Source organism: Paenibacillus allorhizosphaerae, assembly GCF_042659105.1.
GTDB lineage: Bacteria > Bacillota > Bacilli > Paenibacillales > NBRC-103111 > Paenibacillus_G > Paenibacillus_G allorhizosphaerae.
The window spans coordinates 32,336-45,826 of sequence record NZ_JBHSRV010000005.1; the positions used below are offsets into that span (position 1 = coordinate 32,336).

14 protein-coding genes and 1 pseudogene are annotated in these 13,491 nt (G+C 48.3%); all 15 read left to right on the forward strand.

Going from position 1 to position 13,491, the window contains the following annotated elements:
- Positions 1-24 precede the first annotated feature (24 nt).
- The 15 genes and pseudogenes from ACFQI7_RS19215 (at position 25) to ACFQI7_RS19285 (ending at position 13,489) form a co-directional block, all read left to right on the forward strand.
- On the forward strand, positions 25-882 hold the full coding sequence (locus ACFQI7_RS19215; protein ID WP_218101330.1) for a hypothetical protein: 858 nt from the start codon (positions 25-27) through the stop codon (positions 880-882).
- A gap of 30 nt (positions 883-912) precedes the next feature.
- On the forward strand, positions 913-1,533 hold the full coding sequence (locus ACFQI7_RS19220; protein ID WP_218101331.1) for an NAD(P)/FAD-dependent oxidoreductase: 621 nt from the start codon (positions 913-915) through the stop codon (positions 1,531-1,533).
- A gap of 28 nt (positions 1,534-1,561) precedes the next feature.
- Positions 1,562-1,765, forward strand: a complete 204-nt coding sequence (locus ACFQI7_RS19225; protein ID WP_218101332.1) for a heavy-metal-associated domain-containing protein — start codon at positions 1,562-1,564, stop codon at positions 1,763-1,765.
- Between the two features lie 34 nt (positions 1,766-1,799).
- Positions 1,800-2,039: a glutaredoxin family protein gene (locus ACFQI7_RS19230; protein WP_218101333.1), complete on the forward strand. Its 240-nt coding sequence runs from the start codon at positions 1,800-1,802 to the stop codon at positions 2,037-2,039.
- A gap of 93 nt (positions 2,040-2,132) precedes the next feature.
- Positions 2,133-2,993, forward strand: a complete 861-nt coding sequence (locus ACFQI7_RS19235) for a class I SAM-dependent methyltransferase (RefSeq protein WP_218101334.1) — start codon at positions 2,133-2,135, stop codon at positions 2,991-2,993.
- A 23-nt stretch (positions 2,994-3,016) separates the two neighbouring features.
- Positions 3,017-3,145 (forward strand): annotated as a pseudogene (locus tag ACFQI7_RS19240) (cell wall-binding repeat-containing protein); the annotation flags it as partial.
- Positions 3,146-3,670: 525 nt separating this feature from the next.
- On the forward strand, positions 3,671-5,971 hold the full coding sequence (locus ACFQI7_RS19245) for a PrsW family glutamic-type intramembrane protease (protein ID WP_230415360.1): 2,301 nt from the start codon (positions 3,671-3,673) through the stop codon (positions 5,969-5,971).
- Position 5,972: 1 nt separating this feature from the next.
- Positions 5,973-6,464, forward strand: coding sequence for a hypothetical protein (locus tag ACFQI7_RS19250; RefSeq protein ID WP_218101335.1), 492 nt, complete (start codon positions 5,973-5,975; stop codon positions 6,462-6,464).
- A gap of 273 nt (positions 6,465-6,737) precedes the next feature.
- Positions 6,738-7,223 (forward strand): signal peptidase II, encoded by a 486-nt coding sequence (lspA, locus tag ACFQI7_RS19255; protein WP_230415362.1) that lies wholly within the window; start codon positions 6,738-6,740, stop codon positions 7,221-7,223.
- Between the two features lie 354 nt (positions 7,224-7,577).
- Positions 7,578-8,282 (forward strand): FadR/GntR family transcriptional regulator, encoded by a 705-nt coding sequence (locus tag ACFQI7_RS19260; RefSeq protein ID WP_218101336.1) that lies wholly within the window; start codon positions 7,578-7,580, stop codon positions 8,280-8,282.
- 206 nt (positions 8,283-8,488) lie between these two features.
- Positions 8,489-9,862 (forward strand): acyclic terpene utilization AtuA family protein, encoded by a 1,374-nt coding sequence (locus tag ACFQI7_RS19265; protein WP_218101337.1) that lies wholly within the window; start codon positions 8,489-8,491, stop codon positions 9,860-9,862.
- Complete coding sequence (locus ACFQI7_RS19270; RefSeq protein WP_218101338.1) at positions 9,859-10,170, forward strand: DUF4387 domain-containing protein; 312 nt, start codon at positions 9,859-9,861, stop codon at positions 10,168-10,170. Before ACFQI7_RS19265 ends, ACFQI7_RS19270 begins: the two co-directional genes overlap by 4 nt.
- A 24-nt stretch (positions 10,171-10,194) precedes the next feature.
- Positions 10,195-11,097, forward strand: a complete 903-nt coding sequence (locus ACFQI7_RS19275; RefSeq protein WP_218101339.1) for an ABC transporter permease — start codon at positions 10,195-10,197, stop codon at positions 11,095-11,097.
- Between the two features lie 15 nt (positions 11,098-11,112).
- Positions 11,113-11,997 carry a carbohydrate ABC transporter permease gene (locus tag ACFQI7_RS19280; RefSeq protein ID WP_218101340.1) on the forward strand — a complete coding sequence of 295 codons (885 nt, stop codon included), beginning with the start codon at positions 11,113-11,115 and terminating at the stop codon, positions 11,995-11,997.
- A 34-nt stretch (positions 11,998-12,031) separates the two neighbouring features.
- Complete coding sequence (locus ACFQI7_RS19285; protein WP_218101341.1) at positions 12,032-13,489, forward strand: extracellular solute-binding protein; 1,458 nt, start codon at positions 12,032-12,034, stop codon at positions 13,487-13,489.
- Positions 13,490-13,491: the final 2 nt, after the last annotated feature.

Below are 13,491 nucleotides of genomic sequence, written 5' to 3' on the forward strand. Positions count from 1 at the left end.
ATTTAGAATGGAGAGTTTACCCAAATGAACAACAAAATGATCCTGATTTCTAGTATTCTTGCCCTCAGTTTATTGTCCGCGTGCGGTAATGCAAATAAAAATGCGTCCGGCCATGAAGGCCATAATCAAGCAACTACCGGCGAGCAAGCCGGCAGTCACGGGGGTCACGCCAGTGATCAACAAATGCCCTCAGATAAGGTTAAAGCGACATTTGCCTTTGCTTCCGGAGGAGTGAAAGCAAACGAAAACAAAGAGCTGACCATACAAATTACAGATAAGGACGGTAAATCGGTTAATGACTTTCAGGTTAATCATGAAAAATTGCTGCATCTCATCGTCGTGAACCGTGATCTTTCATTCTTTAACCACATCCATCCCGACTACAAGGGAAACGGGAAGTTTACGATCAGTACTGCTTTTCCAACGGGCGGGGATTACAAATTGTTTGCGGATTTCATTCCAAAGGGCGGAACTAGCACAACGCTTAGCGAATGGGTAAAGGTGGAGGGCAAAGCCGGGGATCAAGCCGCTATTATTGCCGACTCCAAGCTTGTAAAAGATGTCGATGGCAAAGAAATTGAACTCGCTTTGAGCAGCACGAAATCATCTCAAGAAGTTACACTTACGTTTAATATTCTTGATGCGCAAACTAAGAAGGGGATTAACAACCTCGAACCGTATTTGGGAGCTGTCGGACATGTCGTGATTTTATCGGCCGATGCGGAGCAATACATTCATGTTCATCCGCTTGATGAAAAGGCCACCGGCCCGAAAGCTCAATTTGCTACCTCTTTTCCAAAGAGCGGTACTTATAAAATATGGGGGCAATTTCAACACCAAGGAAAAGTGATTACCGTGCCTTTTGTAGTCGATATTAAATGATTTGGTACATTCGAATAGGGGTGGATGGTCATGGGAGAAAAGATAAAGATCGCAATAAGCACGGCGATTCAAGCGGGGGGCAGCCTGTTCACACCGGAGCAGCTTGCAATAATCAGTAGGGTCGCAGGGGCGGATGCAAAAATTGAAATGACCACGTTCAAACAGCTCTATGTAGAAGTGCCGCTCGAACGGCGCGATACCATAAAGGAAAAACTTGAACGTTACGGCCTTGAAGTGTATCCAGCAGGGTTTGCGACCAAAAGCCTGATTGCCTGCAATTTCTGTAAAGGAGCCGAAGAGGCGGGTCTGGTAACGGCTCAAGTCCTAAATAAAGCTATAGCAGGCATTGAAACGCCCACGTCGCTTAAGATCGGCTATGCGGGTTGCGCATTAGGTACTAGCGAGCCGTTGCTTAAGGATATCGGCGTTGTGAAAATGCGTGATACATTTGACATCTACGTTGGCGGTGAACCGAAGGGTCTTAAAACTTCCTTTGCCAGACTACTCATATCGGGATTAACGGAAGACCGACTCGTTCCGGCCGTTACCGCCATTATCGATTACTATAAGGCACATGCGAAAGGCAAAGAAAAATTCAGTAAATTCGTGGATCGGGTTTCACTCGAACAGCTTCAGCACATTGCAGGTTAACAGATTTCTAATGAGAGGAGGTGAAACCATGCAAGAAGCAACCGTTAAAGTACAAGGCATGTCTTGCCGTTCTTGCGTTCGAACGATTGAAGGGGCTCTTGATTCGATCGGTGCTGAAGGCCGCGTTAACTTTGAGCAAGGCACGTTACACGTCCAGTATGACGAAGCGAAATTACAATTAGCCGACATAAAGAAAGTCATCCAAAACAAGGGATATGACGTTGTAGCATGAGAGCATTCGAAGGTGAGCAGGGAGTGACTCTGGAATGAGAGAACCCGTAAAAATTTATTCGATACCGACTTGCAGCGACTGCAATTATGCCAAACGCTACTTCAAAGAACACGAGATTCCCTATATAGATTATAACTGTGAAGAGAACGTTAAGTATGCAGAGGAAGTCTGGAACTTGACGGGAAAACAAGTTGTTCCGACGATTGTGATCGGAGAAAAGGTGTTTGTTGGTTTTGCGGAAAATCTAAATGAAATAAGTGAATTGTTAAAATAAACATAAACCCGGTCAAATGGCCGGGTTAATCTTTAATGTTTTTTGTTGGCTTTTTTGAGATGAGTGCAATTATATATTAGGGAGGATGCGTTCATGAAGTCCGATCACAAGGAAGACGCGCCAAAATCTTGGGAGACAGACGAGCAGGTATCTGCATGGAATCGTAGCAAAGCGGATAGGGATCGACTTCTAGGAACCGCAACGGACCTAATGCTGAGGAAGGCAGGGGTTCTTGAAGGTAGTCAGAGTCTGCTTCTGGATGTAGCGGCGGGAACCGGAGACCAAACATTTATGGCGGCGCGGATGATCGGTTCTGAGGGAAAGGTTGTGGCGACCGATATTTCGGGTGCGATGCTGCAAGTGCTTGCCGACATTGCTAAACAAGAAGGCTTGAGTAACATAGAGACGCATGTCATGGACGCCCAGCGTGTTGATTTGCCATCCGATACTTTTGATGCGGCGATTTCCCGCCATGGCCTGATGTTTGTTCCCGATCTTAAGCAAGCTTTAGACGGGATACGGCGCGTTCTTAAAACAGGTGGAAAGTTTGCGGCACTCGTGTGGTCGAGTCCAGAGAGGAACCCAACGTTATCTCTCCCAATCTCGATTATTGCTCGATATGCAGGCATCTCCCTTACAGAGGGTGGTAAAAACCCAGGCTTGTTCTCATTAGGTAATCCGGAAACGTTGGAACAAGCATTTATAGCGGCAGGCTTTCAAGACGTATCGGTTCAGGAAGTGCCCCACATTCATCGGTATGAATCAGTCATACAATTCATCCGGGGGGCCAGAGACGATGTATCTGCAGGGCCGCTCGGTGAAATGACTAAGAGCTTGAGTGAAGCTGATCGTAAACAGATGCACATCGATATCGTAGAGGCGCTGAGGATATTTGAAGGACCGCAAGGTTTCGAGGGGCCTTCCGAGTCACTTTTGGTTGTCGGAACAAAATAACATGCAGGCAGATGACGGAAGCGAAAATGGTTCGCATGGCCGGCAACGATCCGTATTCAAACGCGGTTGCTTTCGCGAAGTACAAAGATCCGGCAACCGATTTCGGATGGGGGATCACAACGCCGGGCCACAACTTTTCGTTCATCAATAAAAATTCTACAGCGAGATCGTATCGGCATTTGGAGGGGTTCATGGCGGTCATGGCGCCAGTTATACGAAGCCGGGAACGTCGCCAATCCGAATGAGGGAACAACCGCTGGCGGCCACACAAGTATGCCGGGTATGATGCATTGATCATGCAGCTGAGTACTATTAAGTTTTTATACACGGACCTTGCCCTTGAGACGCAGTTCTCAGGGGCTTATGTTTTAGTAGCCGTATTCTGCTGTTGAACGATCTTCCATTCGGATGTTATATCCCGGTTTTTTATCGACATAATTCATCAAGAATTGAGACCAACGCCTTTTGCCATATTTTATAAGAATTATTTATAATACTAGTATCTCGTTCATAAATAACAGGTCTGTTACATGTTTCTTATTGAGGTTTTATAAACTCCTGCTCCGATCGATCAATGACCTTGTTTTTCATGAATTCATTCATTTACTCATGGCTGGACCGTCGTCAAGGGAGACGTCCCGCTCGCACGAGGTGGGCTGTCAAAGGAGGCGACCGCAGTGATTACGATCTGGTCCATTCGAACCGGAATTCGGGATTTCATTGAGGCCATCTATCGAACTTGCCAAGCATGGATTAAGAAATATCCTTTTATTAAAACGGCGTATACGATTTTTTCCTGGTTATCGCTAACCGTGTTTGTGTTAAGCTTGTTTTTCGTTAAAGAATCGCGTACCATGGTGGTTCAATATTTATGGTCGTATTATGTGCTGCTGCAATTTTGGTTTCTGTGCCGAAGCAAAACGATGCCGTGGAAGCCGATCGTTCTGTTCGTTCTGGCAGGCGTTTTTCTTGTCGTACCGTTCACAACGCTTACGGTCAATACCCTCCATGCGCTTTTCGGCGGAAAAACTTCCGATACTTGGTCCATTGCCGTGATCACGCCGATTTTCGAAGAGCTGTGGAAACTCCTTCCGCTAGGCATATTTCTGTTGTTCTCGCGTCGAGCTTCCGCCTTGAGTTTAAGCGATTATACGCTCATCGGCGCGGCGACCGGCGTCGGTTTCCAACTGATGGAGGAGCTTTCCCGAAGGTGGCTAAGTTCCGGCATTCTTGCGACAAAGTTCGGCTACAGCTTTACGATGTTGGGCGGCGAAACGATCCATTGGGACTTTTTCTCGCTGTTTCCCGGACGGTTCGAAGAAAGTCTGTTTCCGACGCTAATGACCGTCGGTCATCCCGTACATACCGCTATGATCGCACTTGCGTGCGGAATGGCCTATCGGCTGCGGATAAGACTGACGAAATGGGTTTTTCTGTTCCCGGTAATCATCTTGCTATGGTCCATCCTGGATCACGCGGCTTATAACGGCCAACACAAGCTGCCGGGTTGGGTGTTCTGGCTACATGATCTAACCGGAAGCGGTTATAAAACTCAGCCGGTATTCTTGCTAATGCTCGCCGCATCGCTAATTGCCGATTACGCGTCGCTGAACAAAATACGAAACCGCCTTCCGTCGCTGCCGAACGAGCCGCTTCTTAATCCGTTTACCGAGCTGTGGAATATGATCCGCTCATTTTGTCTGGACCGGGAGAAATTCATGTATTGGCTCGGCTTTTACCGGGAACGCAGGGAACTCGGATTTCATTTGCTCTATGGGAACGAGGAAGCGGCCGACCGGCAGGAGCCTATCCAGGCTCGGGTAAAAGCCCTTTGCCAGACGTTGACCGGACTTGCGGTGATTCTGATTGTGGCTGGTCTGTTCGCAAGCTTCGGGGCTCATACGGGCGGAGGGTTAACGGCCTGTTACGCCTGCATGTTCGATTCGCTGCAAAATTGGTGGGATCGGCTGGAATGGTATGAACAGGGCGCGATCTTGCTCGGGGCCCTCGCCTTGTCACTGCTGTTCGTCGGATTCTGGCCGTCTTTAGGCATCGCGATGACAGGGGCGGGCATCGCCGGTGGCGGACATGAGATTGCCGGCTATATCCGCGATCCGAAGAAGCTGCTGACTCCCGAAAATATGCTTTCCGTGGCTGTAGGCATTATACTCAGCCGAATCCCATTCGGCAAAGCACTAAGCTGGGTGGGAAAGAAAGGACGCCGCTATGTGAGCAAGCTTCTGGATAAGCTCGGTTCCCGGAAGCCGGATATCGATATTCCGGATAAACCGAAACCTCCGAAGCATGACGGCAAAAGCCCGGGTGAGCATCCGGACGATCCTAAGAAGCCGGATGACGATACGCCGAAAAAGGACGATCCCAAGAAGCCGGATGACGATACGCCGAATAAGGACGATCCCCAAAGGTCGGATGACAATACGCCGAATAAGAATAATGCCGATGAGGGGGCGGGACAAGATGAGACCATTGGCAGCATGGTTAAGGATGGAAATAAAACGAAATATACCAATCCAGCTGGAAATGAACTTACATGGGTTGATCAACATCTGAAAAATATCAATAGAGATATTGACAATGCTTTAAATAGTTCGAATGTTGGTAAAGCAACCGAAGCTAAGGTTGCGGACTTTGTAAGAAAAGAAAGCGAAGTAAAAGGGTTTAGCCAAAAGGTTTTGAAGAATACCGGCGAAGCTGCCGGTGATTTAGACGTAGTTACAAAAGATGCGATTATTGAGGTCAAAGCATCAATTAAAGCGGTAAAAGAAGACCAATTTAATAAATTTACGGATCCAAATCATGATTTATTCTTTAATCCAGAGAATAAAAAGGTTATCTTGTATATTGATAAGCCTTTGAGTAATTTAAGGCCTGAACATCAAACCATGCTGGAAAACATAAAATCTAAAGGCGTAACGATCGTTAACTCGCTAGAGGATTTGAAGGGGGTTATAAAATAGGATGGGGACTTCTGCATTTATATTAATGAGCCAAATAAAATATACACCCGAACGTCTTTTAGCTGATTCTATCATTTCTGCTTTTCATGCGGATGTAATGCTGAACTTTCATAACAGTAAAAATTATGCCAGCAATGGACAATTTCTTTCTACGACGTTGAATATTAGTGATAAGAAAGTACGAGAAAATAATGAATCGTTTTTACTTTATGTAGATGGATTGGATAATCCGCATCTTGATTTTTTTTATTATCAGGACGTAGGTTTGGATCTCAATAATAAACTATATCAAGTCGGAACAATTGAAGACATTTACGGCGTTGAAGAGTTAGTATTTCGCTTTATATATCATTATCTCAAAGTTAATCCTGACGACTATTTTTGGGTTGCAGATTATGACTGGGTTTACCGTTGGGAAGACATGCAAAAATTAAAAACCCTACCTTATGACTCAGATTGGTGCTATAAAAATCCTAAATTAAGTTTTGGATAATCATTTAAGTAATTGATAAACTTTCAAAGGCTTATTCCAACTTGAAAGATGAGGAGGAGTGAGCCTTTTTCGCATGCCCGGAATCAAACGTGGAAGAAAACAAATGGTAAAGCAGGTACCGAAAGTAGAGGAAACGTTGGGCTTTGGTTGTCATTAAAAGCAGAGCGGTTGGGCCCGGAATAGGTACTGACACTGCTCGTGTGGTAAACTCAAAATAGATTCTCCAAAGCAGTATCATGCTCGTCAAAACGGCGGCGCCTTAAAAATGGATCAATGATGAAAGGTGGGGAAAATATCATTTTTTATATTACTGCCATTTTAGTTGTACTAGTTGATCAAATTTCAAAAATTTTAATCCGTATTTATGTGAACATCGATGATACCTTGTCAATATGGGGAATACAAATGACTCATATTGAAAATAGCGGAATGGCTGGGAGCTTATTTCAAGGATATGGACGACTTTTTGGAATCGTAGCCGTTTTGTTTGTGGCGGGTGTGATTTACTATCGTAAGATAGGCGCATTAAAGGGCAAAATGAACGAGATTAGCTTCGCTTTCTTAGTTGGAGGCGCTGCTGGGAATGGGATGGATCGCTTGTTGTTTGGGCAGGTTACGGATTTTTTAGTCTCGCGTTCTGGTAAAGGTGTGCTTAATATGGCGGATCATGCAATCGAGATTGGAGTTTTGCTGCTTGTAAGCAGCATTGTATTTCCGTTTTTGAAAAGCTTGATCTATAGACGGTGCTCTGTAGAATGACGAATGAATAACGCAATAAAAGCACGGCCGGCGACCGCGGTCGATCCGGCGTTGCCTCCCGTGCTCCTGATTGTCTCCGAAGGCGGACCGGCTTCCCGATCAGCGACTTCGGCGGCTGCCGACTCGGCAACTGCAGCTCAATTATGAATTTCCCCAGATTCGAACCCGTCGTTCACAATAGCATTGTTAATTGGTAAGCTCCCTCACTCCTTTCGTTGATCTCAATTCACTGTAAAACTTTAAACGGTTTCAAAATTTGCTTGACACATACACGAAATGTAATTAGTATGAAGGTGCGGGTAATTGGATCATCCAATTATGTTGCAAGTCATGATGACATGGAAGGTAATGACAATGACGATTAAGAAAATTAAATATCATCGGGTGTACGAGGATGTCATAGAGCAGATTGAGAACTTAATTCTCGAAGGCAATATGGCTCCGGGCGATGTGCTTCCTACCGAGAGGGAACTAGCCCAGGCGTTCGGGATCAGTCGCGGTACGCTGCGGGAAGCTTTCCGCATTTTGGAAAGGGAAGGTCTGATCGAAACGCGGCCCGGCGGTGGGCGTTACCTTAGCAAAAATCTTGGCAAAGCGGAAGATCAGAAGCGCATCATCGAAAATATCGAGAGGGCGACCATTATCGAGCTGTTGGAAGCCCGGGAAATTTTTGAAACCGGCATTGTGGAACTAGCCGCAACGCGGGCCACGGAGCAGGATATTGTTGAAATTGAAAACGCTCTCGAACGTTGGGGGATCATCGACAGTAACTCAGACGATCCTTCGAATCCCGACCAGGCGTTTCATCTCTCGATCGCGAAGGCTACGCATAATGTGGTGCTGGTGAATCTGATTGAACTGCATATGGATCTTTTGCAGAAAACAGCCACCAAAACCGTCGACATTCCCGGCCGGAAAGCGGAAGTATATAAAGAACACTTCCAAATCCTCCAGGCGATTAAAGAAAAGGACCCGCTGAAAGCGAAGGAAGCGCTACTGCACCATATCGGTCAAGTGAAACAAAATATTATGTTGAATAAAGTGGAATCAAACGGATGAGGCGCATCCTTTTGATCTTTTAATTGGATCATCCAATTATCCAAAATAATCCTTATCAACCGATATGATTTCCAGTTGCCGAAATTCATAAGCGAAAGCCATCTTCACGGAAATATCGGCATGCAAAGTAACGATCTGTTTGAGAACGGTTACAGCAGTAAATACATTATTTTATATGACGACGCTTGTACGGGTGGAGGGTGCATATGACAAAAGAACAATTCAAAATACTGGCCCCTTGCGGCATGCTCGGGTACGGTTTCCCCAAGGCGTCCTTCATGAATGGCATGGCCCATGAGCCGGATGCGATCGTAGTGGATGCCGGATCCACCGACGCAGGACCGCATAAATTGGGTGCAGGCACGGCGATTGTCAGCAGGCAAGCCTGCAAGAAGGATCTAGAGATCATCATCACGGAGGGGACAAAAGCGGGAATCCCGATCGTCATCGGGTCGGCCGGAGGAAGCGGCGCCGAGATTCACGTCGAATGGACCCGGTCGATCATTATGGAGATTTTGCAGGAGCATGGGATCCGCGGGATCAAGATCGCAACGATATGGGCGGATATCCCCCATGAGGTTGTGGAAGCGAAGCTGCAAGCAGGCGGGTGCGAGCCGCTGGGTCAGACGGTGGCGCCGCTGACGAAAGAACGGCTGGAAGCGACGAGCCGTATCGTCGCGCAGATGGGGCATGAGCCTATCATCGAGGCGCTTGCGGCGGATGCGGACATCATCATTTGCGGACGCGCTTACGATCCGTCGCCGTTCGCGGCGGTGGCCATGTATCACGGCTTCGATGCGGCGCTTGCGTACCATTTGGGCAAAATACTGGAATGCGCCGCATTGTCGGCGGAGCCGGGGACGACCAAAGACAGCATGCTCGGTACGCTCAAGCAAGATTCCTTTATCGTGCAGCCGCTTAGCGAGGCCCGCAAGTGCACGGCCGTATCCGTTGCCGCCCATACGTTTTACGAGAAGGATCACCCGTACATTTTGCATGGACCGGGGCTGATGCTTGATCTGGAACAGTGCGTCTTTACCGAGCTCGGAGACGGCAGCGTTGAAGTCAAAGGCAGCCGGATCGAAGAGACGCCGGTGTACAAAATTAAGCTGGAAGGCGCTATGAAGGTGGCCTACCGGACGTTCGTCGTCGCAGGCGTGCGCGACCCGCTGCTGATCGCCCGGATCGAAGAGGTGGAAGAGCTGGTGAAGCAGCAGGTAAAAGACTATTACAGCGAAATTGCACCGGAAGATTACCGCATTCATTTTATCAATTACGGATTGAACGGCGTATTAGGCGAGCTGGAGCCGCAGCGCACCGCCGGACACGAGCTCGGTATCGTATTCGAAGTCGTGGCGAAGACGCAGGAGCTGGCGAGTGCGATATGCAGCTCGGTTAGATCGACCTTCCTGCATTACGGCTATGAAGGACGCAAATCGACGGCGGGTAACCTGGCCTTCCCGTTTGCTCCGAGCGACGTGCCGTTCGGCGCCGTGTATGAATTTTCCGTCTACCATTTGATGGACGTCGCTGACGGCCTGGAGATGTTCCCTATCGAATACAGCGAGGTGCAGCCATGAAGCTATACGATGCGGCAGCCGTACTGCGAAGCAAGAACAGCGGGCCTTTTGAAATTACGGTAGACGTGCTGTTCGACGATCCGGACATTTATTACAAAGTCAAACAACGCGGTCTCATTAATAAAGAACTGGTATCCCGGCTATACAACATTGCGGAAGACCATATTACGCATATCGTATTCTTCGATCAGGCGCTCGGCTTCAAGATCACATTCTCCCGTAAAGTATCGTCCGGCACATTTCTTGATCGGGATGTTTACGGAGCCCAGCAGCATGCGCCGCTGATGGAGCTGGAATTGAACTTATGAACGAGGCATCAGGAGGTGAGCGCAATGAAAGCGAATTCGCTGATGAAGAAGGTTTGGTCCGATAAAGTTTTGTATCTCATGCTGCTGCCCTGCATCGTATATTTCGTCCTTTTCCATGTGTGGCCCATCATCGGCATGAAGCTGGCCTTTTACGACTACCGCATTCTGGGCGGCGACGAGTTCGTCGGACTCAAATATTTCAAGGAGCTTTTCAGCACTCCGGTCTTCTTCAACGTATTGCAAAACACGTTAATTATTAGCGCCATGAAAATGTTTCTTCTTTTTCCGATCCCGATTTTGTTCGCGTTGGTACTGAATGAATTCGCCAATGGGAAGTTCCGCAAAGCGGTGCAGGTCGTATCGTACTTACCGCATTTTCTGTCATGGGTCGTGATCGCGGGCATCTGGTTCGAGTTTTTGTCCCCTTCCACGGGTGCCGTTAATGAGTTCATCAAGGCGCTCGGACTGCCGGCCAAAGATTTTCTTACCGACAAAGACAGCATTCGTTGGGTGCTGCTGGCGAGCGAAGCTTGGCGCAGCATCGGCTGGGACTCGATTATTTTTCTTGCCGCGATTATGGGCGTCAGTCCCAGCCTGTATGAAGCCGCTTACGTCGACGGGGCGAGCCGGTGGCATATTGTGACCCGGATCGTTCTGCCGCATTTGTATGTGCCGATGGTGACGATCTTTATCCTGAACGTCGGCTTCATTATGAACGCCGGATTGGATCAGGTACTAAACTTTACGAACGATTCCGTCAACAGCCATATCGATATTATCGACACATACGTCTATCGGGTCGGTCTGATCAACGGGCAATATTCGTTTGCGACGGCGGCCAATTTGTTCAAAAGCTTGATCGGGGTCGTGCTTGTGCTGTCCACGCATTTTATCTCGAAGAAATTAACCTCTAAAGGGGCATGGTAAGGAGGTGGACGGTTCATGCTGGCTAGAAAGCTTACCGTTTCCAAAGCGTTCCTCGGACTGATTTTGACGGTGGTCACGCTTACGATGTTCGTCCCGATCGTCAACTTGTTCGCCAGAGCGCTGTCGCACCCGGCTAAGGTTCACTTGTTGCACGGATATGAAATTTGGCCGCGGGGATTCTCTTTCATTAATTTTCAAGTCGTCCTCAGCAATCCGATCGTTGGAAGGGCGCTGCTCAACTCTTTGTTCATCACGGTGGTCGGCACGTGCCTCAGCATCTTTTTTACAACGATCGCCGCGTATGTGCTAACGCGCAAAAATCTTACTTTCAAAACGCCGCTCATGATCTTCCTCATCATCATTATGATTTTCGAGCCGGGGATCGTACAGGAATATATGGTCATGAAAGACCTGCACTTGCTCGACAGCCTGTGGGCGATGGTGCTATATCGGATGATTAATGTGTATTACCTGATCATTATGATGCGGTTCCTGGAAGAAATTCCGGACTCCTTGATCGAGGCCGCCAAAATCGACGGGGCGGGGCACATTACCTTATTTATGCGAATCGTCATGCCGCTGGCGCGCATCCCGCTCTTAACCATCGGCATGTTCTACGCGATTGCAAAGTGGAACGAGTTTTTCAAATCGAGCATTTTCTTGTCGAGCCGTGAAAATACGGTGCTGCAGGTGCTCCTCAGACAGTTTGTCGTCGAACGGGACACGACAACCCTCGTCGGCGCAGCCGATCTGCTCAAAAACAACAACATTGCGCAGCTTGATTTCTCATCGTTGAAAGCGGCTACAATCGTCATTGCCATGGTTCCGATTCTAATGCTCTATCCGATCATCCTGAAGTATTACACCAAAGGGGTCATGGATGGCGGCGTCAAAGAATAATTTCAATTTCATTTGAAACTAGGAGGAAACAGAAATGAGAAAAATGTTTACGCTGATGGCAGCCGGCCTGATGCTGGCAACGACCGCTTGCAGCTCCGGCAATCCTAAGGCTCCGGCCGATTCGGCGCAAGGCGCGTCCGGTCAGCAGCCCGTTACGATTTCCATTGTCGACAAGGACTTGACCCCGGACGATAAATTGCTCAAAGGCATTGAAGAAGGCATGAAGGCCGAAGGCAAAAATGTGAAGCTGCAGCTCGTTCCGGTGCAGAGCGGCACCTATTCCGAGAAGCTGGGACTGCTGCTGCAAAGCGGCAACATCCCCGATCTGATCTACTTCCAGGGGGGAGATTACCAGTTCGCGGTAACGCAAAAAATTCTTGAAGATTTAACGCCGTATATCGAGAAATCGACGTATGTAAAGGCGTCCATGAACACATACAACAAAGAGAGAACGAAGAACTATCCGTATCTCGTCTGGCTGTCGCCGACCAGCAGCTCGGTGCCGGTTGTACGCCAGGACTGGCTGAACAAGACGGCTTCGGGCAAAGACTTGCTCGCAAATCCGACGATAGACAACTACTACAACTTCTTCAAGGAAGTGAAGGAGAAGAACGGCGCGAAGTTCGCATACACGACGGCCGGCACTTTGGATGAGCTCGATGCCACGTTCGGTCAAGCATTCGGATTAACGTCGACATGGATCAAAGGCGCGGACGGCAAATATGCATTCGGCAAAACAACGTCGTTCGAAAAAGAGAAATTGGAATTTTACGCAAAGCTCTATAAAGAAGGCTTGCTCGATCCGGAGTTTCTGACCAAGAAATGGGACACGAAGGAAAAAGCGTTCTACGACGGGCAAGCGGCGGTTATCGCCGGGACGCAGGGCAAAGTGATCGATATTTATAATACGAAAGCGACGTCCCAGAACGGTGCGAATGCGAAAATTACGCCGCTGCCGCCAGCCAAAGGCAAAGCGCAAGGCTATACGCCGGTCGATGTGAGCAAGGAAAGCCGCGGCTTCGCTATCGGCAAGACGTCTAAGAACAAAGATATGGCATTCGCCGTATTGGAGTTTTTGGCCAGCCCCAAAGGGCAAATGCTCGATAAGCTCGGTGTGGAAGGCGAGCAGTATCAGGTTGTGGACAACAAGATCAAATTTACGGCCAAATTCGCCGAATGGTATCCGCGCTTTGTCGAGTCGACCGTGAATTTCAAGCCTGACAAAGCGTTCGATCCGTCTACGCCTTACTTGTCCGAGCCGGCAACCAAATCGCTCGAAATGATGACATCCCTTTCCACCAAAGACAACAGCTTCATCATCCCTGCGGAGCTTGCGGCCAAGTGGGACGCCTGCAACGCGCTGTACAAAGAATTCGCCGCCAATGTCGTGACCGGCAAGAAGACGATCGCCGATTTCGATAAATTCGTGCAGGATTGGAACGCTGCCGGCGGCAAAGAAATTACGGAATACGCGAATAAAACGATCAAATAAAT

What these genes read in the sequence shown, in the direction of transcription:
- ACFQI7_RS19215 (WP_218101330.1), top strand. Translation starts at nt 25, where the DNA reads ATGAACAACAAAATGATCCTGATTTCTAGTATTCTTGCCCTCAGTTTA.
- ACFQI7_RS19220 (WP_218101331.1), top strand. Translation starts at nt 913, where the DNA reads ATGGGAGAAAAGATAAAGATCGCAATAAGCACGGCGATTCAAGCGGGG.
- ACFQI7_RS19225 (WP_218101332.1), top strand. Translation starts at nt 1,562, where the DNA reads ATGCAAGAAGCAACCGTTAAAGTACAAGGCATGTCTTGCCGTTCTTGC.
- ACFQI7_RS19230 (WP_218101333.1), top strand. Translation starts at nt 1,800, where the DNA reads ATGAGAGAACCCGTAAAAATTTATTCGATACCGACTTGCAGCGACTGC.
- ACFQI7_RS19235 (WP_218101334.1), top strand. Translation starts at nt 2,133, where the DNA reads ATGAAGTCCGATCACAAGGAAGACGCGCCAAAATCTTGGGAGACAGAC.
- ACFQI7_RS19250 (WP_218101335.1), top strand. Translation starts at nt 5,973, where the DNA reads ATGGGGACTTCTGCATTTATATTAATGAGCCAAATAAAATATACACCC.
- lspA (WP_230415362.1), top strand. Translation starts at nt 6,738, where the DNA reads ATGATGAAAGGTGGGGAAAATATCATTTTTTATATTACTGCCATTTTA.
- ACFQI7_RS19260 (WP_218101336.1), top strand. Translation starts at nt 7,578, where the DNA reads ATGACGATTAAGAAAATTAAATATCATCGGGTGTACGAGGATGTCATA.
- ACFQI7_RS19265 (WP_218101337.1), top strand. Translation starts at nt 8,489, where the DNA reads ATGACAAAAGAACAATTCAAAATACTGGCCCCTTGCGGCATGCTCGGG.
- ACFQI7_RS19270 (WP_218101338.1), top strand. Translation starts at nt 9,859, where the DNA reads ATGAAGCTATACGATGCGGCAGCCGTACTGCGAAGCAAGAACAGCGGG.
- ACFQI7_RS19275 (WP_218101339.1), top strand. Translation starts at nt 10,195, where the DNA reads ATGAAAGCGAATTCGCTGATGAAGAAGGTTTGGTCCGATAAAGTTTTG.
- ACFQI7_RS19280 (WP_218101340.1), top strand. Translation starts at nt 11,113, where the DNA reads ATGCTGGCTAGAAAGCTTACCGTTTCCAAAGCGTTCCTCGGACTGATT.
- ACFQI7_RS19285 (WP_218101341.1), top strand. Translation starts at nt 12,032, where the DNA reads ATGAGAAAAATGTTTACGCTGATGGCAGCCGGCCTGATGCTGGCAACG.